This window comes from Amycolatopsis ponsaeliensis, from assembly GCF_030182635.1.
GTDB lineage: Bacteria > Actinomycetota > Actinomycetes > Mycobacteriales > Pseudonocardiaceae > Amycolatopsis > Amycolatopsis ponsaeliensis.
The window spans coordinates 39179-62106 of the sequence record NZ_JAPZLD010000012.1; the positions used below are offsets into that span (position 1 = coordinate 39179).

Below are 22928 nucleotides of genomic sequence, written 5' to 3' on the forward strand. Positions count from 1 at the left end.
TCATGCTTTCGAGTGTAGCGCACGCAATTTCAAATCGTGCTACGCTCGGCAGCACGAAATGGTCGCGCCCAACACCTGAGAGGCGTGGCCATCCGAAGGGGAGGACGGTTACGGTGAGAACCGATGAGTGAACGCACCTGGGGCTTCCGCACCCGCGCACTGCACGCGGGCGGAACCCCCGATCCGGCGACCGGCGCGCGGGCCGTGCCGATCTACCAGACCACGAGCTTCGTCTTCGAGGACGCCGCCGACGCGGCGAACCTCTTCGCGCTGCAGAAGTACGGCAACATCTACAGCCGTATCGGGAACCCGACGGTGGCCGCGTTCGAAGAGCGGATCGCCAGCCTCGAAGGCGCCATCGGCGGCGTCGCCACCGCGAGCGGGCAGGCCGCGGAGTTCCTTACCTTCAGCGCGCTCACCGAGGCGGGCGACCACATCGTGTCGGCGAGCGGTCTCTACGGCGGCACGGTCACCCAGCTCACCGGCACGCTCAGGCGGTTCGGCGTGGAGACGACGTTCGTCAGCGGCGGCATCGACGACTACGCGGCCGCGATCACGGACCGGACCCGGCTGCTCTACACCGAGGTGATCGGCAACCCCGGCGGCGGCATCGCCGACCTCGCGGCGCTCGCGGATCTCGCGCATTCCCACGACATCCCGCTGGTGGTGGACGCGACGCTGGCGACGCCGTACCTGTGCCGGCCGATCGAGCACGGCGCCGACATCGTGCTGCACTCGGCGACGAAGTTCCTCGGCGGTCACGGGACGACGCTCGGCGGGATCGTCGTCGAGTCCGGGAAGTTCGACTGGGGCAACGGGAAGTTCCCGCGGATGACCGAGACCGTGGAGAGCTACGGCGGCCTGAGGTACTGGGAGAACTTCGGCGAGTACGCGTTCTGCACGCGGTTGCGCGCCGAGCAGCTGCGGGACATCGGCGCGGTCCTGTCGCCGCACTCGGCTTTCCTGCTGTTGCAAGGGGTCGAGACGCTCCCCCAGCGAATGGACGCGCACGTCGCCAACGCCCGGGCGGTCGCCGAGTACCTCGAAGCGGACCCACGGGTGGCTTGGGTGTCGTATGCCGGGCTGTCCTCCCACCAGCACCACGACCTCGCGAAGAAGTATCTGCCCGCCGGGCCGGGCGCGGTGTTCTCGTTCGGCATCGACGGCGGCCGGGCGGCGGGCGAGAGGTTCGTCGAATCGGTGGAGCTGCTGTCGCACCTGGCGAACGTCGGGGACGCGCGGACGCTCGTGATCCACCCGGCGTCGACCACCCACGCCCAGCTGTCGGAGGACCAGCTCGCGGCCGCGGGTGTCGGTCCCGACCTGATCCGGCTGTCGGTCGGCCTGGAGGACGTCGAAGACATCCTCTGGGACCTCGACCAGGCACTGGGCAAGGCGGTGGCCGGATGACCTACGCGGTGGGAGCCGTCGAGCGGCGCGCGATCCTCAACCGGACGAAGTCGGTGACGCTGGTGGGCGCGTCCGCCAACCCGGCGCGGCCCAGCTACTTCGTGGCGACGTACCTGCTCTCGTCGACGCGCTACGAAGTCACCTTCGTCAACCCGCGGTTGGACACGCTGTTCGGGAAACCGGTGTACGCGTCGATCAAGGACGTACCGGGAAAACCGGATCTGGTCAGCGTGTTCCGGAAGCACGACGACCTGCCTCAGGTGGCCGAAGAGGTGATCGACGCCGGCGCGCGGACGCTGTGGCTGCAGCTCGGGCTGTGGCACGAGCCGGTGGCCGACCGGGCGCGGGCGGCCGGGCTGGACGTCGTGATGAACAGGTGCGTGAAGATCGAACACGCGCGCTTCGCAGGCGGGCTCCACCTGGCTGGGTTCAACACGGGCGTGATCAGCTCCCGGAGGCAGTCGGCACCCTAGGGAAGAGACCGCGCATTCCCGCTGTTGGCCGGGGTATGACCGAAACCCTGGGGATCACCCTGTCCGGCGGCCCGACGGCGCTCTTGGAGCTGGGCGGCGTCCGGCTGCTCACCGACCCGACCTTCGACGAGCCCGGTGATCACTCGATCGGCAATCGCGTGCTGGTCAAGACCGAAGACTCCGTGCTGACCGAAGATGCGGTCGGCGTAGTGGACGCGGTCCTGCTGTCGCACGACCAGCACCCCGACAACCTGGACGACCGGGGCCGGGCCTACCTCGGGACGGTGCCGCTGACGTTGATCACACCCAGCGGGGCCGAGCGGCTGGGCGGGACCGCGCGGGGACTGACGCCATGGGAGGAGACGCAGGTCGGACCGTTGACGGTCACCGCCGTGCCGGCGCTGCACGGGCCGGAGGGCGCCGAGCCGACGACCGGCGAGGTCACCGGGTTCGTCCTGAGCGGCGACGGCCTGCCGACCGTGTACGTCAGCGGGGACAACGCGTCGGTCGAGCTGGTGCGGGAGATCGCGTCGCGGTTCCGCGTCGACATCGCGGTGCTGTTCGCCGGCGCCGCCCGGACGGCGCTCTTCGACGGCGCTCCCCTGACGCTCACCAGCGCGAACGCCGCCGAAGCGGCGAAGGTGCTCGACGCCGCGAAGGTGGTGCCCCTGCACTTCCGCGGCTGGCAGCACTTCAGCGAAGGACCGGACACGCTGCGAAAGGAGTTCGAGGCGGCGGGCCTCACCGACCGCCTCGTGCTGCTCGAACCCGGGCAGCGCGCAGAGATCTGACACCGGCGCCATGAGTACGAGGGAGGACGAGCGCCTGCCCGGAACGCACCTGGGCGGGCAAAGGCGGACTGAGGCAAGGGCTTGAGTTAGGCCGGACGCGCGCGACATGAGCAGAGCGACAAGGCCGGCAGCACGGCGATGTGTCCTCGGGAGCGCGAGGCAAGGGCTGAAGTCAGGCCGCTGCTGGGAGGTCCTCGGCCGGATCGGGCTGGACCGCCGCGGGGTCGTCGTCGGTCTCGGCGGCGGCGCCGGACGTGCGCGACACGAAGTGGAGCGGCAAGGGTCGGCCGCAGTCCGGCGACGTGTCCTCATGGGCGCGCAATCGTCCAGCTCGCGCCCGTGAGAGGCTGGTGACATGGCCAAACCGACCCCACTGCAGTTCCGGAACATCCTCGTCGCCGTGCTGGCGGCGGCGGGCTTCGTCTGGAGCATTGTCGTCGGGCTGCAGTGGTGGGTCAGCGCCATCATCGGCTGTGCCTGCGTCCTGTCGCTGGCCTCCGCCTACCTCAACCGGCCGAACGCGGGCTGAGCGCGAGCCGCCGGCACAAGCCGCCGACGGCTCGCCGCCTCACCGCGTCTTGGCGAAGCGCGCCTTCACGTTGGTTCGGCCCGCTTCGGTGAGCCGGCCGTACAGGCGCAGCCTGGCCAGCCCGCCGTCCGGGTAGATGTCCAGGCGGGCCTCCGTGACCTCCGGGCCCTCCTTCAGCGCGAACCGGTGGCGGGTGTCCGGCTGCAGGCGGGTCTTCGGCAACAGCGGGACCCACTCGCCGTACGTGTCGCGGCCGCTGACCGACGCCCAGCCCGGGGCGTTGCCCTTGAGGTTGCTCGTGTCCAGCTCGGCGAACCGGACGATGCCCGCGCCCGCCAGGCGCAGCGTCAGCCAGTCGTTGCCGTCGTCGCGGCGGCGGGCCGTCTCCCAGCCCTCGGCCTGGTGCGCCGCCAGCCCGGGCGAGAGCACGTTGTTCGGCGACGAATAGAACTTGTTGCTGCAGCCGGTGACCAGGGCGCCGTTCTCCAGGGCCGCCAGGTCGAGCGCGTCCAGGTCCAGCAACTCCGGGTCCGGGATCGGGGCGCCGTGCACGCGCAGGCGCGCCACTCCGCCGTCCGGGTGCTGGGTGAGACGAACGTGGGTGTACCGGCGTGAACCGTTGATCGCGTAGAAGTTCTCCGTGTGGCCGGCCGCCGGGGCGCGGTCGACCAGGATGTCCCAGTCCACCGTCGCCAGCTCCGCCGCCGACGGGTAGCCCGGTACCGACGCCGCCTCGACCGAGACGAACGGCGGGTAGTTGCCTTTGAAGAACGCCGTGTCGACGATGATGCCGGTGACCGTGCCGGCCAGGCCGAGCCGCACCACGGCCTGGTCGTCGCCCGGTTCGCGGTGGCGGCGGGTCTCCCAGCCGTCGTAGACCTGGCCCTTCGGGCCGAACGTCTCGGCGCGGTGCGCCGGCGTCCACGGGTTGACCAGGTTCTCCTTCTCGGCGAACAGCTCGTCGGTCGCCCACATCACCGTCCCGCCGAAGCGGCGTGACGCGAGGTCGGGCAGTTCCGTCCACACAGGACGATCAGACAAGGCAGCCTCCATTTCAGCAGTCCCCCCGGGTCAGCAACGCGCCACGGGGCTCGTCGCCGGTGATTTCGGTGCCCCGCAACCAGGTCGAGCGCACGACGCCGGCGAGCGGCCGCCGGTCGTACGCGCTGACCGGGTTGCGGTGCTTCAGATTCGCTACGTCGACCACGAACGCCTCTTCCGGCGCGAACACGCAGAAGTCGGCGTCGTGGCCCACCGCGAGATGCCCCTTGCGGTGCATCCCGGCCTGCGCGGCCGGGCGCTCGGCCATCCAGCGGATGACGTCGGTGAGCGCGAACCCGCGTTGCCGCGCCTGCGTCCAGATCGCCGGCAGCCCCAGCTGCAAGCTCGAGATCCCGCCCCAGGCGAGCCCGAAATCGCCGCTGTCGAAGCGTTTCAGCTCCGGCGTGCACGGCGAATGGTCGCTGACGACGGTGTCGATCACCCCGTCGGCGAGTCCCTGCCAGAGCAGCTCGCGGTTGGCCGCCTCCCGGATCGGCGGGCAGCACTTGAACTGCGTCGCGCCGTCGCGGATCTCCTCGGCGATGAAGCTGAGGTAGTGCGGGCAGGTCTCGGCCGTCAGCGCCACTCCGTCGCGGCGCGCCGAAGCGACCAGCGGCAGGGCCTCCGCCGAGGACAGGTGCAGGATGTGCGCGCGCGCGTCGTTGCGGCGGGCCGCCTCGATGACGTGCGTGATCGCGAGGTTCTCCGCCGCCCGCGGCCGGGAGCGCAGGAAGTCGACATAGCGACCGCCGTGCGGCTCGGGTGCTTCGTCGATCTCGTGCGCATCCTCGGCATGGACGATCATCAGCGCGTCGAAGGAACTCAGCTCCCGCAACGCTTCGTCGAGTCCGGCCGGATCCAGCGGCGGGAACTCGTCGACGCCCGAGTGGAGCAGGAAGCACTTGAAGCCGAACACCCCGGCGTCGTGCAGCCCGCGCAGATCCCCGACGTTGCCGGGGATCGCGCCGCCCCAGAACCCGACGTCGACGTGCACGCGGCCGGTCGCCGCCTTGCGCTTGACCTCCAGGGCCGCGACGTCGACCGTCGGGGGCAGGCTGTTGAGCGGCATGTCCACGATCGTGGTCACCCCACCCGCGGCGGCCGCGCGGGTCGCCGTCTCGAAGCCTTCCCACTCGGCGCGGCCGGGATCGTTGACGTGGACGTGTGTGTCGACGAGCCCGGGCAGCAGCACGACGTCGTCGCCGAGGTCGAGCACGCGGTCGCCGGACAGCGCGGCGCCGCCGGGTTCGACCGCGACGATCCGGCCGCCGTCGACACCGACGGTCGCCGGAACCTCGCCCTCGGCCGTGACAGCCCGGGCCGCGCGCACCACAAGATCCATCCGAAAACCCTTCTCCGGGAGGATTGAACCACCGCCGATTTCACAGTACGGAAAGGCGGTTTCGCACAACGACAGTAACCACGGCGCGCGCCGCTCGTCAACGACGGACGCGGCGCGTTACGGTCATCGTCGTGCGGCTTGAAGCGGAGTTCACCAGCGAACCGTTCCGTGGCGAGGGTTCGCCGCCCGAGCACGCGCTCGCCGCGCGCGACGCCGCCGCGGAAGCGGGGCTGGAGACCGACTTCGGGCCGCTCGGGACGCTCGCCCGCGGCGAGGCGAAGGAGCTGTACGACGCGCTCCCGGCGATCGCGAAGGCCGCCCTGGACAACGGCGCCACGCAGGTGACGCTCCAGGTCCGCCAGGTCGCACCGGCCGAGGGCGACGTCAAGCCCGCAGCGGGCTTGACGACCGGCGAGCCGGGCCACATCGCGGCGACCGACGGGCCGGTCGTCGAACTGCACGACGCGCTCGCGCGGCTCATCGCCGACGTCGAGCGCGAACTGGGCGCCAAGCTGGGCGAACTCGACCGGCCCGGCAAGCAGCGCGCCGTCCGGCTACTGCGGGAACGCGGGGCCTTCGGCCTGCGGAAATCCGTCTCCTCGGTGGCCGACGCGCTGAGGGTCACGCGGTTCACCGTCTACAACTACCTCAACCGGGAAGCCGACTGACCAGGGCTTTCAACAAAATGTTGACGGAACTCCGGCGTCGACGTACGGTCAGCGGGACGCCACTCACGAGGAGTTCCCCGTGCCGCTCACCCTCACCGACTTCAACGCCGCCGGCGCCGATGACGTCCGTCCGGCGCTGACCGCCTGTCTCGCCGTCCCCCGCTGGGTGGACGCGATTCTCGACCGCCGGCCGTACGCCGGCCTGGACGCACTGAAGGCCGCCGCCGAGCTGCCGTTGAGCAGCGACGAGATCCGACAGGCCATGGCCGCCCACCCCCGGATCGGGGAAAAGCCGAAACAGCAGGGCACCGAGGGCGACTGGTCCCGGAGCGAACAGTCCGGTGTGGACAACGCCGACGCCTTCGCCGTCGCGAATGCGCAGTACGAAGCCAAGTTCGGGCACGTCTACCTCGTCTGCGCCAGTGGCCGCAGCGGGGAAGAACTGCTGAAGATCCTCGAAAGCCGGCTGGACAACGACCCCGCGACCGAACTGGCCGTCGCCGGGCGGGAACTGCTGAAGATCGCCGAACTCCGACTCGCGAAAGCGGTGACCGCGTGAGCCTCGTGACCACCCACGTCCTCGACACGGCGACCGGCCGCCCCGCGAAGGGGATCGCCGTCCGGTTCGAGACCGCCGAGGGGAAGCCGATCGCCGACGGGCGCACCGACGACGACGGCCGGATCCGCGACCTCGGCCCGGAAACCCTGGACCCGGGCGCCTACCGGCTGGTCTTCGACACCGGCGCCTACCTGGGCCCGGACGCCTTCTTCCCGGAGGTGGCCCTCACCTTCCGGATCTCCGACGGCGCCGCGCACCACCACGTGCCGCTCCTGCTCAGCCCGTTCGCCTATTCGACCTACCGAGGGAGCTGAACCGTGGCCATCACCCTGGGCCCCAACCAGTACGGCAAGGCGGAGGTCCGCCTGGTGACGGTGCGCCGCGACGGCCCCGTGCACCACCTCAAGGACCTCACCGTGTCGACGTCGCTGCGTGGTGAGCTCGCCGCGACACACCTCACCGGCGACAACGCGGGCGTGCTCGCCACCGACACGCAGAAGAACACCGTGTACGCCTTCGCGAAGGAGGCGCCGGTCGGCGAGATCGAGGACTTCGCCCTGCGCCTGGCGCGGCACTTCACCGGCACGCAGGGGAACATCACCGGCGCGCGGATCAAGGTCGACGAGCACGGCTGGGACCGGATCGCCGTCGGCGGCGAGCCGCACGACCACGCGTTCAGCCGCTCCGGCGACGAACGGCGCACCACGGCCGTGACGATCCGGGACGGCCGCGCGTGGGTCGTGTCCGGCATCGACGGCCTGACGCTGCTCAAGTCGACGGGTTCGGAGTTCCACGGCTTCCCGCGCGACCAGTACACGACGCTCGCCGAGACCGACGACCGGATCCTCGCGACGGCGGTCACAGCAAAATGGCGTTACCAGGGCGAAGGCATCGACTGGGCCGAGAGCCACCGCGAAATCCGGCGGCTGATGCTCGAGACGTTCGCGACGAAGCACAGCCTTTCGCTGCAGCAGACGCTGTACGCGATGGGCCAGGCGGTGCTCGAACAGCGGCCGGAGGTCGCCGAGGTGCGGCTGTCGCTGCCGAACAAGCACCACTTCCTGGTGGACCTGAGCCCGTTCGGGCTGAAGAACGCCAACGAGGTGTTCTACGCGGCGGACCGGCCGTACGGGCTGATCGAGGGCACGATCCTGCGCGACGACGCCGAGGACCCGGGCCCGGCCTGGGACATCCACTGAGCCGCTGAGCCACGCGCGCCCGGATTGATAGAACGCTCTACCGATCCGGGCGTATCGTGGCGTCGTGGCAGGGACCAAGGAACGCATCATGGCCGCCGGCGCGGAACTGTTCCGGCGCAACGGCTACACCGGCACCGGGCTCAAACAGATCGTCACCGAGGCGAATGCGCCCTTCGGGTCGCTCTACCACTTCTTCCCCGGGGGCAAGGAGCAGCTCGGCCAGGAGGTCATCCGCACCTCCGGGCTCGCCTACATCCAGCTCTTCGACCTCTTCATCGCGCCCGCGCCCGATCTCGTCAGCGGGATCGAGGCCTTCTTCGCCGCCGGGATCGCGACGCTCCAGGCCACCGACTACGTCGAAGGCTGCCCGATCGCCACCGTCGCTCTCGAGGTCGCCAGCACCAACGAACCGCTGCGGGAAGCCACCGCGGACGTCTTCACCGCCTGGATCGAGGCCGGGACCGAGAAGTTCGCGAAGTTCGGACTGAGCCAGGAGGCCGCCCGGACGCTCACCATCTCCGTCGTCAACAGCCTCGAAGGCGCGTTCGTCCTCTGCCGCGCGCTCCGGGACACCGAGGCCATGGCCGTCGCGGGCGCGACCAGCGTGGACGTCGCCAAGCGGCTCCAGAACGAGCAACTTTAGTCGGGAATCCAACAAGAATACTCAACATGGCGCTTGACCGCGCAGCATCGGACATCGAAGCTACGCAGTGCTGGTCAACAGTGGTCTAGTCCTCCTGCCTCAACACCGTCGTTCGGTTGGAGCCGCCATGCGCAGATTCCTCGCCGTCCTCGCCACCGCCGTCGCCGCCGTCGGCCTCGTGAGTCCCTCCGCGGAAGCCCTCGAAAACGGGCTCGCGAGAACCCCGCCGATGGGGTGGAACACCTGGAACACCTTCGAGTGCAACATCAACGAGACCCTGGTCAAGCAGACCACCGACCTCATGGTCAGCTCCGGGATGCGCGACCGCGGCTACACCTACGTCAACCTCGACGACTGCTGGATGACGCGCAACCGGGACGGCGCCGGCAACCTCGTCGCCGACCCCGCGAAGTTCCCCAGCGGCCTCAAGGCCCTCGGTGACTACATCCACGCGCGCGGGATGAAGTTCGGGATCTACGAGAGCGCCGGCACCGAGACCTGCCAGCACTACCCCGGCAGCCTCGGCCACGAGCAGGCCGACGCGAACAGCTACGCGAGCTGGGGCGTCGACTACCTCAAGTACGACAACTGCGGCAGCCCGAGCGGCGAGAACCAGCAGGACTACGTCCGCCGCTACTCCGCGATGCGTGACGCGCTGAAGGCCACCGGCCGCCCGATCGTCTACAGCATCTGCGAGTGGGGCAACTTCAACCCTTCGACCTGGGCGCCGGACGTCGGCAACCTGTGGCGCACCACCGGGGACATCACCAACAACTGGGGCAGCATCGACTCGATCTACCGCCAGAACGTCGGCCTCGCTTCGGCCGCGAAGCCCGGCGCCTGGAACGACCCCGACATGCTCGAGGTCGGCGACGGAATGGACTTCCAGGAGGACCGCGCCCACTTCACGCTCTGGGCCGCGATGGCCGCGCCGCTGATCGCGGGCGCCGATCTCCGCAGCGCCAGTGTCGCCACCTTCTCGACCTACCTCAACGGCGACGTCATCGCCGTCGACCAAGACTCGCTCGGCAAGCAGGCCACGCGCATCGCGACCGGCAACGGCCTGGACGTCCTCGCGAAACCCCTGCAAGGCGGCGACGTCGCCGTCGTGCTGTTCAACGAGAACAGCACCACGAAAACCGTCTCGACGACGGCCGCCGCGGCCGGATTGCCCGCCGCGTCGAACTACCGGCTGACCAACCTCTGGTCGAAGGAGCTGACCACGAGCACCGGCACGATCAGCGCGAACGTCCCGTCGCACAGCACCGTGATCTACCGCGTCAAGGCCAACGCATCCGGCTCCAGCATCGACACCGCCCATCCGCTGCAGGGCGCGTCGTCGTCCCGCTGCATCGACATCAACGGCAACGTCACCACGCCCGGCACCAAGGTCGACATCTGGGACTGCGACGGCGGCGCGAACCAGTCCTGGACGTTCACCAGCGCCGGTGAGCTGAAGGCCAACGGCCTGTGCTTGGACGCCGACGGCGGCAGCAGCGCCGCCGGGACCAAGCTCATCGTCTGGACCTGCCACGGCGGCGCGAACCAGAAGTTCAAACTCGCGCCGGACGGCTCGATCACCCAGGCCGGGCTCTGCGTCGACGTCACCGGCGGCGACAAGCCCGCCGGCAACGTCAACGGCACTCAGCTCGAGCTCTGGGGCTGCAACGACGACGCCAACCAGAACTGGACCCTCAAGTAACTCAGGTGCCCGTGAGGTGCTCCGGCCGCACCGGGACGCGTGTGAGCGCGAGCCCGGTCGCGGCGCGGATCGCCGCCACGATCGCCGGGGTCGACGAGATCGTCGGCGGCTCCCCCACCCCGCGCAGGCCGTACGGCGCGTGCGGGTCCGGGCGTTCCAGGACGTCGATGCTCATCGGCGGCATGTCCAGGACCGTCGGGATCAGGTAGTCGGTGAAGGAGGGGTTCCGGATCTTCCCGCCGGAGGTCTGGATCTCCTCCATCACCGCGAGCCCGAGCCCCTGGGCCGAACCGCCCTGGATCTGGCCCAGCACGGCCTGCGGGTTCAGCGCCTTGCCGACGTCCTGGGCGCAGTCCAGCGCGACCACCTTGACGAGGCCCAGCTCGACGTCGACGTCGACGACCGCCCGGTGCGCGGCGAACGCGTACTGGACGTGCGCGGTGCCCTGGCCGGTTTCCGGATCCAGACCCGAAGTGGGCCGGTGCCGCCACTCCACCGTCTCGTCGTAGACGTCGTCGGCGAGGACGTCCACGAGGTCGGCGAGCACCTGGCCGTCGGCCGCGACGAGCTTGCCGCCGACCACGCGCACCTTCGCGTCGAAGCGGGAAAGCAGGCGCGCCCGCACCGCCACGCAGGCCGCCTGGACGGCGCCGCCGGTCACGTAGCTCTGGCGTGACGCCGACGTCGAACCGCCGTTGCCGATCGAGGTGTCCATCGGCAGGACCGTCACCTGCTCGACGCCCAGCTCGGTCCGGACGATCTGCTGCATGATCGTCACCAGGCCCTGGCCGACCTCGCAGGCCGCGGTGTGCACCGTCGCCGCCGGCTCGCCGCCGACCAGCTGCAAGCGCACCCGAGCCGTCGAGTAGTCGTCGAAGCCCTCCGAGAAGCAGACGTTCTTGATCCCGACGGCGTACCCGACCCCGCGGACGACGCCTTCGCCGTGCGTCGTGTTGGACACCCCGCCCGGCATGTGCCGCAGGTCGAACGGCCGTTCCGGCGGCATCGGCTTGTCCCGCACCAGCCCCAGCAGCTCGGCGACCGGCGCGGCGGAGTCGACGACCTGGCCGGTCGGCATCAGGTCGCCCTCGCTCATCGCGTTGCGGACGCGGATCTCGACCGGGTCCAGGCCGCAGGCGGCCGCGAGCTTGTCCATCTGCGATTCGTAGCCGAACGCCGCCTGCACCGCGCCGAACCCGCGCATCGCGCCGCACGGCGGGTTGTTCGTGTAGGTGCCCCAGCAGTCGACCGACGCACTGTCCACTTTGTACGGTCCGACGCCGAGTGTCGCGGCGTTCGCGACGACCGCGCCCGTCGAGGACGCGTACGCGCCGCCGTCGAGGTACAGGCGCGTGCGCACGTACACGAGACGGCCGTCGCGAGTGGCGCCGTGCTCGTAGTACATCTTCGCCGGGTGACGGTGGACGTGACCGTAGAAGGACTCTTCGCGGTTGTAGACCATCTTCACCGGCTTGCCGGTGTGCAGCGCCAACAAGCAGGCATGCACCTGCATCGAGAGGTCTTCGCGGCCGCCGAACGCGCCGCCGACTCCGCCGAGCGTGAGCCGCACCTTCTCGACCGGCAGACCCAGCGCGGCGACGATCTGCTGCTGGTCGACGTGCAGCCACTGCGTCGCCACGTACAGGTCGACGCCGCCTTCGGTGTCCGGCACCGCGAGCCCCGACTCCGGCCCGAGGAACGCCTGGTCCTGCATGCCGACCTCGTAGACGCCCGAGACGACGACGTCGGCGGCCACGTCCTGCGCCCCGCGGCGGATCTTCACGTGCCGCACGACGTTCCCGCCAGAGTGCAGCGAAGGACCTTCGCCCGCGACAGCCGCTTCGGAGTCCGTCACCGGAGAAAGCTCTTCGTAGGAAACGACGATCCGCTTCATCGCGCGACGCGCGGTCTCCGGGTGGTCGGCGGCGACCAGCGCGACCGGTTCGCCCTGGTAGCGCACGACTTCGGCGGCGAGCACCGGCTGGTCGGTGTGCTCCAGGCCGTACCGGTTGACGCCGGGGACGTCCTCGTGGGTGAGCACCGCGTAGACCCCGGGCACCTTCAGCGCGTCGGTGATGTCGATCCCGGTGATCCGCGCGTACGGATGCGGGCTGCGCAGGGTCACGCCCCACACCATGTCCTCGTGCCACAGGTCCGAGGAGTACGCGAACTCGCCGCGGACCTTCACGACGCCGTCGGGACGCTGCGGCGACGTGCCGACGCCGTCGACCGTCCGAGTGCTGACGGTGGTGGTCATCTTGCCTCCCGCAGTCGAGCGCTCGCCGCCGCCAGCTCGGACGCGATCTCGGACTCGTCCGCTTCGCGCAGCGAGCCGTCCTCGACGACGGCCTTGCCGCCGACGAACAGCCGGCGCACCGGCGGCGTGGTGCCCAGCACCAGCGCCGCGACCGGGTCGGTGATCCCGGCGTAGTTCAGGCCGGTCAGGTCCCAGACGGCGAGGTCGGCGAGCTTCCCCGGCTCGATCGACCCCAGGTCGTCCGCGCGGCCCAGGCAGCGGGCGCCGCCCAGGGTGCCCATCCACAACGCTTCGCGCGTGGTCAGCCCACGCGGGCCGCCGCGCTGGCGGGCCTGCAGCAACGCCTGGTGCAGCTCTTCGCCGAGACCGCCGGACTCGTTGGACGCGGCCCCGTCGGCGCCGAGTCCGACCGGGACGCCGGCGTCGAGCAGGGCGCGGACCGGGGCGATGCCCGCGCCGATCCGGCCGTTGGACGTCGGGCAGTGCGCCGAACCGGTGCCGGTGGCGCCGAAGCGGCGGATCGCCTCGGGCGCGAGGTGGATGGTGTGCGCGAGCCAGACGTCGTCGGCGAGCCAGCCGAGCTTGTCGGCGTACTCGGCGGGCGTGCAGCCGACCTCGGCGAGGCACTGCTGCTCCTCGTCGAGGGTCTCGGCCAGGTGGGTGTGGAGCCGGACGCCCTTGCGGCGGGCCAGTTCGGCCGCGCCGGACATCAGCCGCTCGGTGACCGAGAACGGCGAACACGGGCCCGCGGCGATCTGCAGGTGCGCTTCCGGCGAGTCGTCGTGGAAGCGGTCGATCGCCGCTTCGGTGCCGGTCAGCGCCTCCTCGGTCGATTCGACGAGGTTGTCCGGCGGCAGGCCGCCGTCGGACTCGCCGCGGTCCATCGACCCGCGCACGACGTGCAGCCGGACGCCGACGCGCTGGCGGGCCGCGGCCAGCGCCGCGACCTGGTCGCCGCCGTCGCGCGGGAAGACGTAGTGGTGGTCGGCGACGGTCGTGCACCCGGTCAGGGCGAGCCGGGCCATCCCGGCCGTGCCCGCAGCGTGCGTGATCTCCGCGTCGAGCCGGCCCCAGACCGGGTAGAGCGCGACCAGCCACTCGAAGAGCGTGTGGTCGGCGGCCATGCCGCGGGTCGCCCACTGGTAGAGGTGGTGGTGGGTGTTGATGAGCCCAGGCGTGACGAGGCAGCCCGACGCGTCGACGCGCTCATCGAACTCGCCCGTGTAGACGCCCTCGCCGACTTCGGCGATCCGGTCGTTCTCGACGACGACGTACCCATCGGCGTACTCGTCGCCGCTGACCGTGGCGACCGCCCCGCCGGTGATGAGTGTCCTCACGCGACCCCGCCCTTCGCGACGGCGCGCACCGCGTCGAGGATCTTCTCGTAGCCGGTGCAGCGGCACAGGTTGCCGGCCAGGGCTTCGCGGATCTCCTCGTCACTCGGGTCGGGGACGCGGTTCAGCAGGTCGTGCGCGGCGACGACCAGGCCCGGCGTGCAGAACCCGCACTGGACCGCACCCGCGTCCACAAAGGACTGCTGGACGGGGTCGAGCGTGGCACCGTCGGCCAGCCCCTCGACCGTGCGCACCACGCGGCCCTCGGCCTGCCCGGCCGCGACCAGGCAGGCGCACACCGGGACGTCGTCGAGGTAGACCGTGCAGGAGCCGCATTCGCCCTGCTCACAGGCGTTCTTCGACCCCGGCAGGCCGAGCCGCTCCCGCAGCACGTAGAGCAGGCTTTCGCCTTCCCAGACGTCGTCGGCCTGCCGTTTCTCGCCGTTGATCGTGACATTCAGGCGCATGCCCGCTCCCCCGTCCGGTGGTCGTCCCAGGCCCAGGTCAACGTACGCCGCGCGAGCACCGACAGCGCGTGCTTGCGGTAGGCGGCGCTGCCCCGGACGTCGTCGATCGGCGACGTCGCTTCGGCCACCAGGTCGCCGAAGCGGCGCTTCAGGGAGTCGGGCAGCGCGTCCGCCGAGCCCCACGGCAGTTCGGCGGCCAGGAACTCTTCAGCGGCTTTCGCCCGGCGCGGGGTGGGTGCGGCGGATCCGATGGCGGCTCCGACCGCGCCGTCGCTCAGGGCGAGCGCGAACGAGCAGACCGCGATGACCATGGCGTTGCGCGTCCCGACCTTGGCGAACTGCTGCGGCCCGGCGTGCGCGGGCAGGTGCACGGCAGTGATCAGCTCGTCCGGGTCCAGCGCGTGCCGTTTCACGCCGACGTAGAACTCCTCCGCGCGGAGGATCCGGGTCCCCCGGACGGAGGCCACCTCGATCCGCGCGTCCAGGGCGAGCAGCACCGGGTGGGTGTCGCCGGCCGGGGACGCGGCGCCGAGGTTGCCGCCGACCGTGCCGCGGTTGCGGATCTGCGGCGAGCCGACCGTGCGCGAGGCCATGGCCAGCGCCGGGACGGATTCACCCAGATCGGCGATGACGCGGGTGTACGGGACGCCGGCGCCGAGCCGGACGGTGCCGTCCGATGTAGACCACTCCGTCAGCTCGGGGACCGTGGTCAGGTCCAGCAGGGCTTCGGGGCGGCGGTGGTCGAAGTTCAGCTCGACCATGACGTCGGTGCCGCCGGCGATCGGCACGGCGCCGGGCCGCTCGGCCTTGAGGGCCAGTGCCTCGGCGAGCGTCGCGGGACGCAGGAACTCCACCGTTGTTGCTCCTTCGTGAGGGCGATAGACCAGTAGACGCCCAACCGGGAGCGGGCGGCAACGGCACGGGCCATGAAACGCACCGCAGCGAAACCCGGGACGTTTGTGCTTTCCTACAAGCCTGATGACGACCGTGAAAACTCTGCTCGGCCTGCCGGGGCTGCGGCTGCGCCCGCTGGCCGGGGCCGACCTGCTCGACCGGCCCGTGACCCGCATCTACGTCACGGAGCTGCCCGACCCCGGACGCTACCTGTCGGCGGGCGAGCTGGTGCTGTCCGGCCTGCTGTGGTGGCGGCGCCCGGGCGACGCCGAGCCGTTCGTGGCCGCGCTGGCCCGGGCGGGCGCGGCGGCGCTGGCCGCGTCCGGCGCCGACTCCGGCGGCATCCCCGGCGACGTCGTCGAGGCCTGCGACCGGCACCGGATCCCGCTGCTGGAAGTGCCCGCCGACCTGTCGTTCTCGGTGATCACCGAGCAGGTCGTGCTGGCGCTCGCGGCCGCGTCCGAGAGTGCGCGCAAACGTTTGCAGGCCGCCGCGGACGCGCCCGTCGAGACGCTGCTGGAGCGCGCGTCGGCCGAGCTGGGGGTGCCCTGCTGGGTGCTGTCCGGCCTCGGCCGGGTGGTCGCCGGGACGACGCCGCTGCCGGTGCCGGCGGCCGACGTTGTCCGCAAGTACGCGGCGAAGGAGTCCGGGCCGCTGACGGTCGTCCCGGTCGAGGGCCGGCACGCCGTGCCGTGGCTGATCGCCGCCGGCGGGCCGCTGAGCACCGCGCAGGCCGAGCTGGCCGAGGAGCTCGCCGGGCTGGTCGGCGTCACGCGGGCGCGTTCGTCGCGGCCCGAAGCCGAGCTGCCGGCCGAGGTGCGCGTGGTCGCGTTGCGGACCGAAGGCAGCGACGAGAGCCGGGACGTGCTGGGGGAACTGGTGCCCGGCGGTGTCCTGCTCGAGTCCACTGGGGACACTTCCTTCGCGACGGCCGCGCAGGTGCCGTCCGCGGCGGAATTGTCCACTGTGGAACCTTTGCTCCGGGCGTCGCGGATCCTCTGCGGGGTCGGCGATCCCGCCCCGCTCGACGAGGCGCGGGAGACGGCGCGGTACGCACTGGAGGTGGCGGCGCGACGCACGGGACGCGTCGCGGTCGTCCCGGCCGGTGAGGTGGACGTGCACCAGCTGCTGCTCGCCGGAGCGCCGGACGGGCTGCGCGCGGCGGTGCGGCGGCGCGTCCTCGGGCCGCTGCTGGCCTACGACGCCGAGCAGCACACGGACCTGGTGCACACGGTGCGGGTGTTCCTGGAGTGCTCGGGCTCGCCGACGCGGGCGGCGAAAGCACTGCACGTCCACGTCAACACGCTGCGCTACCGCATCGGCCGGGCGGGCGAACTGCTCGGCGCGGACCTGACCGAGTTCACCGACCAGCTCGACGTCTACCTCGCGCTGCGCGCCGGCGACCAGGCGGGATGATGGACGGCGTGGACCCGGAGATCACGTCGGCCCGGCAGGCGGGGCACGACCCGCGCGTGCTGGCCTTCGGGCGGCTGCAAGGGGCGGCGAACCGGCTCGAGTACCTGCTCGGGCGGGCTCTCGAACGCGACTGCGGGATCACGCACCTGATGTACGAGGTGCTGCTGATCGTCGGCCGCGCCGGGGACGACGGGCTGACGATGCGCTCGATCGCGCAGGAGCAGGTGCTGACGACGGGTGGGGCGACCCGGCTCGTCGACCGGATGGAAGCGCTCGGCCTGGTGACGCGGACGGCGTCCCCGCGCGACCGGCGTGTCCAGCTCGTGCGGCTGACCCCGCTCGGCGAGGAGACCACGGTGCGGGCGAGCCGGCTGCACGTCGAGAACATCGAGCAGCTGTTCTTCCGGCCGCTGCCCCCGGACCACCGTGAGCGGTTCGCCGAGGACCTGCGGACGTTGAGCCACTTCGCGCGCGACGCCCTCCCGCGGCTGCGTTAGACCAGCGTCGCCGCGGCGAGCCCGAGGAAGACCAGCGGGGCGGCGGCGGTGGCGAACTTGCGGGCTTTGACGTGCGCGACGACGGCGCCGACGTAGAACAGGACCAAGCCGATTCCGGCGGCCACGCCCAGGGGTTCGGCTCCGAGCAGGCCCAGTGTCAGACCGGCGGCGCCGGCGAGCTTGAGCGTGCCGAGGATCGGGAGCCAGCTGGGCGGGACGTCGACGGCGTTCGAGGTGGCCAGCACGAACGGGGCCTTGACCAGGTCGGCGAGGCCGATCCCGGCGTTCAGGACGATCACGGTGATGACGACGGCGGTGTGCATGCCTTCCCGACGGGGCGGCCGCCGGGAAGGTGACCGGGCTGCGGCACACTCGGCCCGTGGGCAAGCAGAAACGACGCATCCCGGCCGAAGAGACCGCGCGGCCGCGGACCGCCGAAGAATTCGGCGACGCGCTGCTGGCCGCCGCCTACGAGACCGCGCGGGGAGTCCGCGGCGCAGCACGTGCGAAACAGCTGGCGCCGGATCTCGATCTGCCGGCCGAGGCGGCTGACGGGGCGCGTCTGGCCGGGCATCAGGTGATCTCCCGGGTCCGCCGGGGCGGCTGGCTGCCCGAGGACGTCGACCAGGCGGCCCGGCGGCGGGTCGACGAGTTCGCCCGGTCCTACGCGCTCGACACCCTGGCCGCGGACGCCGGGCAGTGCGAGACCGCCCGCTGGTGGACGGAGTCCGAGCCGCACCTGACGCAGTGGGCGGCGAAGCACATCCTGACCCCGGCCGAGGCGCTGACCTCCGTCATCGAAGCCCTGGGTTTCCTGATGACCTTGCCGGCCCTCGTCCCGCCGGGAACCGCGACACCGGCGCGCCACACTGTGGACGAGAAGAAGCTGAGCCGCGTCCGCGCGCTGCTGGCGAAAGCCGAATCGAGTTCGTTCCCGGAGGAGGCCGAAGCCCTTTCGGCGAAGGCGCAGGAGCTCATGACGCGGCACGCCCTCGACCGGGTGCTGATCGAAGCCGGGCCCGAGCTGCCCGCGTCCCGCCGGATCTGGCTCGACACCCCTTACGTCGACGCGAAGTCGCTGCTGGTCCACGTGGTCGCGAAGGCGAACCGCTGCCGGGCCGTCTACGACTCGCGCTGGGACTTCGTCACCATCGTCGGCGACGAGGACGACTTGGCCGCCGTCGCGCTGCTGACCACGTCCCTGCTCGTCCAGGCGACGCGGGCGATGATCGCCGACCCCGCCGGCCGGGACCGGGCGTTCCGGAAGTCGTTCCTCGTCTCCTACGCGACCCGCATCGGCGAGCGGCTCGACCAGGCCGCCGAAGCGACGATCGCGGAGTCGCCGGACCCGGACCGACTGCTGCCGGTGCTGGCGTCGCACGACCTGGCGGTGGAGTCGGCTTTCACCACGCTCTTCCCCGCGGTGGTCAGCAAATCGGTGACCGTGCGCAGCCCCGAGGGCTGGCACGCCGGCCGGTCGGCCGCCGACCGCGCCCGCCTCGGCGAGACCCGGTCGTGAGTGTGAAACAGGGTTAGAACACTGTGTGCTGTCTCAGGACCTCACGGACGGATGTGTCTCAGGACTTTCCGGACAGTGTGTGGTTGGTGAGGCGTTGATAGCGTACTGATCGATCGAGGGTGAGCTGGCGGACGACCGTGTCGTTGATCATGACGGTGACGCGGTCGCCTTGCCAGTAGATGGTGGCGACGCGGCCGGCCCAGGCGCGGCCGAGGACGATGGAACAGCCGGAGAAGGCGATCACTCCGGTGGCGGAGACGGGGCGGGTGGTGACGCCACTGCGTCGGCGGGGGCCGGTGGCGGGGGTGGCTTTCGGCCGGGCGTCGTAGCGTTGCTGGGGTGTCTGGCCGTCGAGGCTTTGGTGGCGGCGGTTGTTGTAGAACTGTCGGTATTCGTCGAGAAGGTCTTGCAGGGCGGCGAGGTTCTCGGCTGGAGGGTGGGCGGCGAGCCATTTCTGCAGGGTCTGGTGGCCGCGTTCGTTCTTGCCGCAGGTCTGTGGGTGGTGCGGGGTGGAGGCGATGCTGGTGACCCCGAGTTCGGCGAGGCGGCGTTCCAGCTCGACCATCCAGCCGCGGTGCTTGCCGGTGAAGGCCAGCCCGTTGTCGGACAGGAGTGTGACGGGTATGCCGTAGCCGGCGAAGGCTTGTTCCAGCGCGGCCCAGGCGTCGGCGGTGGTTTCGCCGGCTGCGGCGTAGCAGCACACGTCGAGGCGGGAGTGGTCGTCGAGGATCTGGATGATGCAGACCTTGGTGCCGTCGGCGAGGTAGTGCTCCATGCCGTCGATCTGCCAGCAGCCGTTGGGATCGGCGTAGGTGAACCGGCGGCGGGTTTTCGGTTTCTTGCGGGGCTGGGCCACGATCTGGCCGTGGGCGCACAGGATGCGATGGATCGAGGCGCGGGAGGGCAGCGGCAACTGTCCGGTGTCCTCGAGCCGCCAGCGGATCGAGATCGGGCCGTTGTCGCGGCCCTCGTCGGCCAGTTCCTTGCGGGCCCGCAGCACCGCCTCGGTTACCTCCGGCCCCAGGGTGCTGGGACGGTGGTGCGGGGCGGTGCTGCGGCGGGTGAACCCGCTGGCGCCCTCGGCGCGGAACCGGGTTACGTACTTGTAGAAGGTGTCGCGGGAGACCGCATGATCGCGGCAGAACTGCGCCACGTTGATCTTCTCGCCGTGAGCGACCCGAGCGACCGCGGCGACGAACTCAGGATCCATCGAAAACCCTGTTCTGCCCATCGCCGCATGATCACCACAAAAGCCCTGGTCACCACGCCGACAGGCCGATCAGTGTCCGCGATGTCCTGAGACATCAACTGTCGGCGATGTCCTGAGCTGCGGCACAGGGTTAGAACACTGTTTCCCACTCACGACCCTCACGCGAGCCGTAGCGCGTACTTCTCCAGTTCCGGCCGCCCGAACGGCAGCTCACCCTCGTCGAGCGCCCCGCAGTCGAGGCCGCGCAGCAGGTACACCGCCAGTGCCTGGGCCGTCGCCGGTTCGTCCAGGACTCCCCCGGCCTGCTTGTCGGCGTAGGCGCGCAGCCGCTCCACCGCTGCCGGGAACCCCTCGCGGTAGAACGTGTACGTCGCCGCGAAGCGCGTCGGCAGCTGGTGCGGGTGCAGGTCCCAGCCCTGGTAGAAGCCGCGCTCCAAGGATCGGCGCACCAGGCGCTGGTGCTCGGCCCACGCCTCCGGGAGCGCGTCGCCGAGGGGCAGGCGGTTGGTCGAGCCGTCCGACAGGCGGACGCCGGTGCCCGCCGCCGCGACCTGCATCAGGCCCTTGGCGAGGTCCGCCGCCGGGTGCTCCATGCTCTGGTACGCCGCCGCGATGCCCAGGCCGGCGCTGTAGTCGTACGTCCCGTAGTGCAGGCCGGTGCACCGGCCGGACGCGGCCCGCACGATCCGCGCCACGGACAGGGTCCCGTCGAGGTCCACAATGGACTGGGCGGTCTCGATCTGGACCTCGAACCGCAGCGTGTTCTCAGGCAGGTCGTACGCGGATTCCAAACGCTCCAGGACTTCCGCGGCGACCGACACCTGCTCGACCGCCGTCACCTTCGGCAGCGTGACGACGAACCCGGGCGGCAGCGGCCCGTTCTCGAGCAGCGCGCCCAGGAACAGGTCCAGAGTGCGGATGCCCCGCCGGCGCGTCGCCGCTTCGAAGCTCTTGAAGCGGATGCCGCAGAACGGCGTCCCGCCGGTGGTGGCCAGGGTCTGGCCCGCCGCCCGCGCGGCCGCGTCCTCGACGTCGTCGGGCACGCGGCCGAAGCCGTCTTCGAAGTCGATCCGCAGGTCCTCGATCGGCTCGGTCAGCAGCTTCGCGCGGACGCGTTCGTACACGCCGTCGTCGACGCCGAGGAGGTCGCCGTGCTCGATGAAGACGCGCATCGCCTGCTTGCCCCAGTCGGCGACCATGCGGGTGCGGTACTGCGATGCCGGCACGTACACCGTGTGCACCGGCTGCCGCCCCGGCCGCTCCCCCGGGTACGCCGCCGCGACGCGCGCGTCGGCCTCGGCCAAGCGCGCGTCGGCGGCGTCGTAGACGTCGTCGGGAAGACGCACTACTTGATCCGCTCGTAGGCGGGCAGCGTCAGGAAGTCCGGGAACTCGTCGGCCAGCGCGACCTGCTCGAACAGCTCGACGGCCGGCAGCAGCCGGTCGGCGGGCAGCTCGCGGGCGAGCTCGCCGCGGACGTCGGCCAGCACGCCGCGCACCAGCTCCGACGTCACGACGTCGCCGGTGTCCAAAGTGGTCCCGTTCTTGACCCACTGCCAGATCTGCGACCGCGAGATCTCCGCCGTGGCCGCGTCCTCCATCAGGTTGTGGATCGCCGCCGCGCCGTTGCCGCTCAGCCAGGACGCGATGTAGCGGACGCCGACGTCGACCGCGGCGCGCAGGCCGCCCGCCGTCGCGCCGCCCGGCGTCGAGGCGACGTCCAGCAGCTGGTCGGCGGTGACGCTTACCTCGTCGCGGGTGCGCCCGAGCTGGTTCGGCTCGTCGCCCAGGACCTTGTCGAACTCTTCCTTGCAGAGCTCGACCATGCCCGGGTGCGCGACCCAGGAGCCGTCGAAGCCGTCGCCGGCCTCGCGGGACTTGTCCGCGTGCACCTTGTCGAAGGCGCCCTGGTTGACCTCGGGGTCCTTGCTCGGGATGAACGCGGCCATGCCACCGATCGCGAACGCGCCGCGCTTGTGGCAGGTGCGCACGAGCAGCTCGGTGTAGGCGCGCATGAACGGCGCGGTCATGGTGACGGAGTTGCGGTCCGGCAGCACGAACTTCTCGCCCGCGTCGCGGAAGTACTTGATCACGCTGAACAGGTAGTCCCAGCGGCCCGCGTTGAGACCGGACGCGTGCTCGCGCAGCTCGTAGAGGATCTCTTCCATCTCGAACGCGGCCGGGATGGTTTCGATCAGCACGGTGGCGCGGACGGTGCCGTGCTCGATGCCGAGTGCCTTCTCCGAGTGGGTGAAGACGTCGTTCCAGAGCCGCGCTTCGAGGTGGCTCTCCATCTTCGGCAGGTAGTAGTACGGGCCCTTGCCGCGCTTGAGCTGTTCGGCCGCGTTGTGGAAGAAGTGCAGGCCGAAGTCGACGAGCGCGCCGACGGCTTCGCGGCCGCCGAAGGACAGGCCGCGCTCGGGCAGGTGCCAGCCGCGCGGGCGGACCACGATCGTGGCGTGCTCGACGTCGTCCTTGAGCGCGTAGCTCTTGCCGCCGCTCTCGAGCGTGATGTTCTCGCGGACGGCGTCGTACAGGTTGACCTGGCCGGACACGACGTTCGCCCAGTGCGGGGTGTTGGCGTCCTCGAGGTCGGCGAGCCACACCTTCGCGCCGGAGTTGAGCGCGTTGATGGTCATCTTGCGGCTGGTCGGCCCGGTGATCTCGACGCGGCGGTCGCGCAGCGCGGGCGGGGCGCCGGCGACCTGCCAGTCGCCGTCGCGGATCTCCTTCGTCTCCGGCAGGAAGTCGAGCCTGCCGGTGGTCCGGGCCTCCTCGCGCCGCTTGCTCCGCGCCTGGAGCAGTTCGTCGCGGCGGCCGGCGAACGCGTCGTGCAGGCCGGCGAGGAAGTCGAGCGCCTCGGGCGTGAGGATCTCGTCACCGCGCTCGACCGGCTCGCCCAGCACCTGGACTTCAGAAGACATGGGGAAACACCTCGAAGGTTCGGATCTTTGGATAACGGCCCTACGGTTTTCTAC

23 protein-coding genes are annotated in these 22928 nt (G+C 70.9%); 13 read left to right on the forward strand and 10 right to left on the reverse strand.

All coding sequences use genetic code 11. The features are described from left to right. Window positions 1-123: 123 nt before the first annotated feature. The 4 genes from QQ657_RS19305 to QQ657_RS19320 all read left to right on the forward strand — a co-directional run bounded on the left by QQ657_RS19305 (window position 124) and on the right by QQ657_RS19320 (window position 3203). Window positions 124-1410 carry an O-acetylhomoserine aminocarboxypropyltransferase/cysteine synthase family protein gene (locus tag QQ657_RS19305; RefSeq protein ID WP_284743561.1) on the forward strand — a complete coding sequence of 429 codons (1287 nt, stop codon included), beginning with the start codon at window positions 124-126 and terminating at the stop codon, window positions 1408-1410. After that, entirely contained in the window at window positions 1407-1883 is a 477-nt protein-coding gene (locus tag QQ657_RS19310) for a CoA-binding protein (protein ID WP_284743562.1), read from the forward strand. The genes QQ657_RS19305 and QQ657_RS19310 overlap by 4 nt, the downstream gene beginning before the upstream one ends. A gap of 35 nt (window positions 1884-1918) precedes the next feature. Further along, window positions 1919-2674: an MBL fold metallo-hydrolase gene (locus QQ657_RS19315; RefSeq protein WP_284743563.1), complete on the forward strand. Its 756-nt coding sequence runs from the start codon at window positions 1919-1921 to the stop codon at window positions 2672-2674. Window positions 2675-3029: 355 nt separating this feature from the next. Further along, the gene (locus tag QQ657_RS19320) at window positions 3030-3203 is read left to right on the forward strand and encodes a hypothetical protein (protein ID WP_284743564.1); all 174 of its coding nucleotides are present in this window, start codon (window positions 3030-3032) and stop codon (window positions 3201-3203) included. A 39-nt stretch (window positions 3204-3242) separates the two neighbouring features. Here the strand turns inward: QQ657_RS19320 and alc are convergent, their stop codons facing one another. Together alc and allB are read right to left on the reverse strand one after the other, a co-directional pair. Next, complete coding sequence (gene alc, locus QQ657_RS19325; RefSeq protein ID WP_284743565.1) at window positions 3243-4256, reverse strand: allantoicase; 1014 nt, start codon at window positions 4254-4256, stop codon at window positions 3243-3245. A gap of 1 nt (window position 4257) precedes the next feature. Next, a complete protein-coding gene (allB, locus tag QQ657_RS19330; RefSeq protein ID WP_284743566.1) occupies window positions 4258-5586 on the reverse strand; it encodes an allantoinase AllB in 1329 nt (442 codons plus the stop codon). Between the two features lie 131 nt (window positions 5587-5717). Here allB and QQ657_RS19335 point away from each other — a divergent pair, with 131 nt between their 5' ends. From QQ657_RS19335 to QQ657_RS19360, 6 genes are all read left to right on the forward strand, one after another. Then, the gene (locus QQ657_RS19335; RefSeq protein ID WP_284743567.1) at window positions 5718-6254 is read left to right on the forward strand and encodes a helix-turn-helix domain-containing protein; all 537 of its coding nucleotides are present in this window, start codon (window positions 5718-5720) and stop codon (window positions 6252-6254) included. A 79-nt stretch (window positions 6255-6333) separates the two neighbouring features. After that, the gene (gene uraD, locus QQ657_RS19340; protein ID WP_284743568.1) at window positions 6334-6813 is read left to right on the forward strand and encodes a 2-oxo-4-hydroxy-4-carboxy-5-ureidoimidazoline decarboxylase; all 480 of its coding nucleotides are present in this window, start codon (window positions 6334-6336) and stop codon (window positions 6811-6813) included. Continuing rightward, complete coding sequence (gene uraH / locus QQ657_RS19345; RefSeq protein WP_284743569.1) at window positions 6810-7127, forward strand: hydroxyisourate hydrolase; 318 nt, start codon at window positions 6810-6812, stop codon at window positions 7125-7127. Before uraD ends, uraH begins: the two co-directional genes overlap by 4 nt. Window positions 7128-7130: 3 nt before the next feature. Further along, complete coding sequence (pucL, locus tag QQ657_RS19350) at window positions 7131-8012, forward strand: factor-independent urate hydroxylase (protein WP_284743570.1); 882 nt, start codon at window positions 7131-7133, stop codon at window positions 8010-8012. A 64-nt stretch (window positions 8013-8076) separates the two neighbouring features. Beyond that, entirely contained in the window at window positions 8077-8655 is a 579-nt protein-coding gene (locus QQ657_RS19355) for a TetR/AcrR family transcriptional regulator (protein WP_434056754.1), read from the forward strand. Window positions 8656-8782: 127 nt separating this feature from the next. Continuing rightward, window positions 8783-10357, forward strand: a complete 1575-nt coding sequence (locus tag QQ657_RS19360) for a glycoside hydrolase family 27 protein (protein ID WP_284743571.1) — start codon at window positions 8783-8785, stop codon at window positions 10355-10357. Between the two features lies 1 nt (window position 10358). Here the strand turns inward: QQ657_RS19360 and pucD are convergent, their stop codons facing one another. The 4 genes from pucD to QQ657_RS19380 are packed head-to-tail and all read right to left on the reverse strand — an operon-like array spanning window position 10359 to window position 15269. Continuing rightward, window positions 10359-12614 carry a xanthine dehydrogenase subunit D gene (gene pucD / locus QQ657_RS19365; protein WP_284743572.1) on the reverse strand — a complete coding sequence of 752 codons (2256 nt, stop codon included), beginning with the start codon at window positions 12612-12614 and terminating at the stop codon, window positions 10359-10361. Next, the gene (locus QQ657_RS19370) at window positions 12611-13951 is read right to left on the reverse strand and encodes an 8-oxoguanine deaminase (RefSeq protein WP_284743573.1); all 1341 of its coding nucleotides are present in this window, start codon (window positions 13949-13951) and stop codon (window positions 12611-12613) included. Before QQ657_RS19370 ends, pucD begins: the two co-directional genes overlap by 4 nt. Then, window positions 13948-14415, reverse strand: coding sequence for a (2Fe-2S)-binding protein (locus tag QQ657_RS19375; RefSeq protein ID WP_284743574.1), 468 nt, complete (start codon window positions 14413-14415; stop codon window positions 13948-13950). Before QQ657_RS19375 ends, QQ657_RS19370 begins: the two co-directional genes overlap by 4 nt. After that, a complete protein-coding gene (locus QQ657_RS19380) occupies window positions 14406-15269 on the reverse strand; it encodes an FAD binding domain-containing protein (RefSeq protein ID WP_284743575.1) in 864 nt (287 codons plus the stop codon). The genes QQ657_RS19375 and QQ657_RS19380 overlap by 10 nt, the downstream gene beginning before the upstream one ends. 124 nt (window positions 15270-15393) lie before the next feature. Here QQ657_RS19380 and QQ657_RS19385 point away from each other — a divergent pair, with 124 nt between their 5' ends. Together QQ657_RS19385 and QQ657_RS19390 are read left to right on the forward strand one after the other, a co-directional pair. After that, window positions 15394-16725, forward strand: coding sequence for a PucR family transcriptional regulator (locus QQ657_RS19385; protein WP_284743576.1), 1332 nt, complete (start codon window positions 15394-15396; stop codon window positions 16723-16725). A gap of 8 nt (window positions 16726-16733) precedes the next feature. Then, complete coding sequence (locus tag QQ657_RS19390) at window positions 16734-17222, forward strand: MarR family winged helix-turn-helix transcriptional regulator (RefSeq protein WP_285484762.1); 489 nt, start codon at window positions 16734-16736, stop codon at window positions 17220-17222. Here QQ657_RS19390 and QQ657_RS19395 read toward each other — a convergent pair. Continuing rightward, window positions 17219-17545: a DoxX family protein gene (locus tag QQ657_RS19395; protein ID WP_284743577.1), complete on the reverse strand. Its 327-nt coding sequence runs from the start codon at window positions 17543-17545 to the stop codon at window positions 17219-17221. The two genes, QQ657_RS19390 and QQ657_RS19395, sit on opposite strands and share 4 nt — an antisense overlap. A gap of 56 nt (window positions 17546-17601) precedes the next feature. Between QQ657_RS19395 and QQ657_RS19400 the strand changes: the two genes are divergently transcribed. Continuing rightward, on the forward strand, window positions 17602-18741 hold the full coding sequence (locus tag QQ657_RS19400) for a DUF2786 domain-containing protein (protein ID WP_284743578.1): 1140 nt from the start codon (window positions 17602-17604) through the stop codon (window positions 18739-18741). Window positions 18742-18799: 58 nt separating this feature from the next. Here QQ657_RS19400 and QQ657_RS19405 read toward each other — a convergent pair whose 3' ends face one another. From QQ657_RS19405 to aceB, 3 genes are all read right to left on the reverse strand, one after another. After that, window positions 18800-19951 carry an IS481 family transposase gene (locus tag QQ657_RS19405; protein WP_284743579.1) on the reverse strand — a complete coding sequence of 384 codons (1152 nt, stop codon included), beginning with the start codon at window positions 19949-19951 and terminating at the stop codon, window positions 18800-18802. 158 nt (window positions 19952-20109) lie between these two features. Further along, window positions 20110-21297, reverse strand: coding sequence for a DUF6986 family protein (locus tag QQ657_RS19410; protein WP_284743580.1), 1188 nt, complete (start codon window positions 21295-21297; stop codon window positions 20110-20112). Then, complete coding sequence (aceB, locus tag QQ657_RS19415; RefSeq protein WP_284743581.1) at window positions 21297-22874, reverse strand: malate synthase A; 1578 nt, start codon at window positions 22872-22874, stop codon at window positions 21297-21299. Before aceB ends, QQ657_RS19410 begins: the two co-directional genes overlap by 1 nt. Between the last annotated feature and the right edge of the window lie 54 nt (window positions 22875-22928).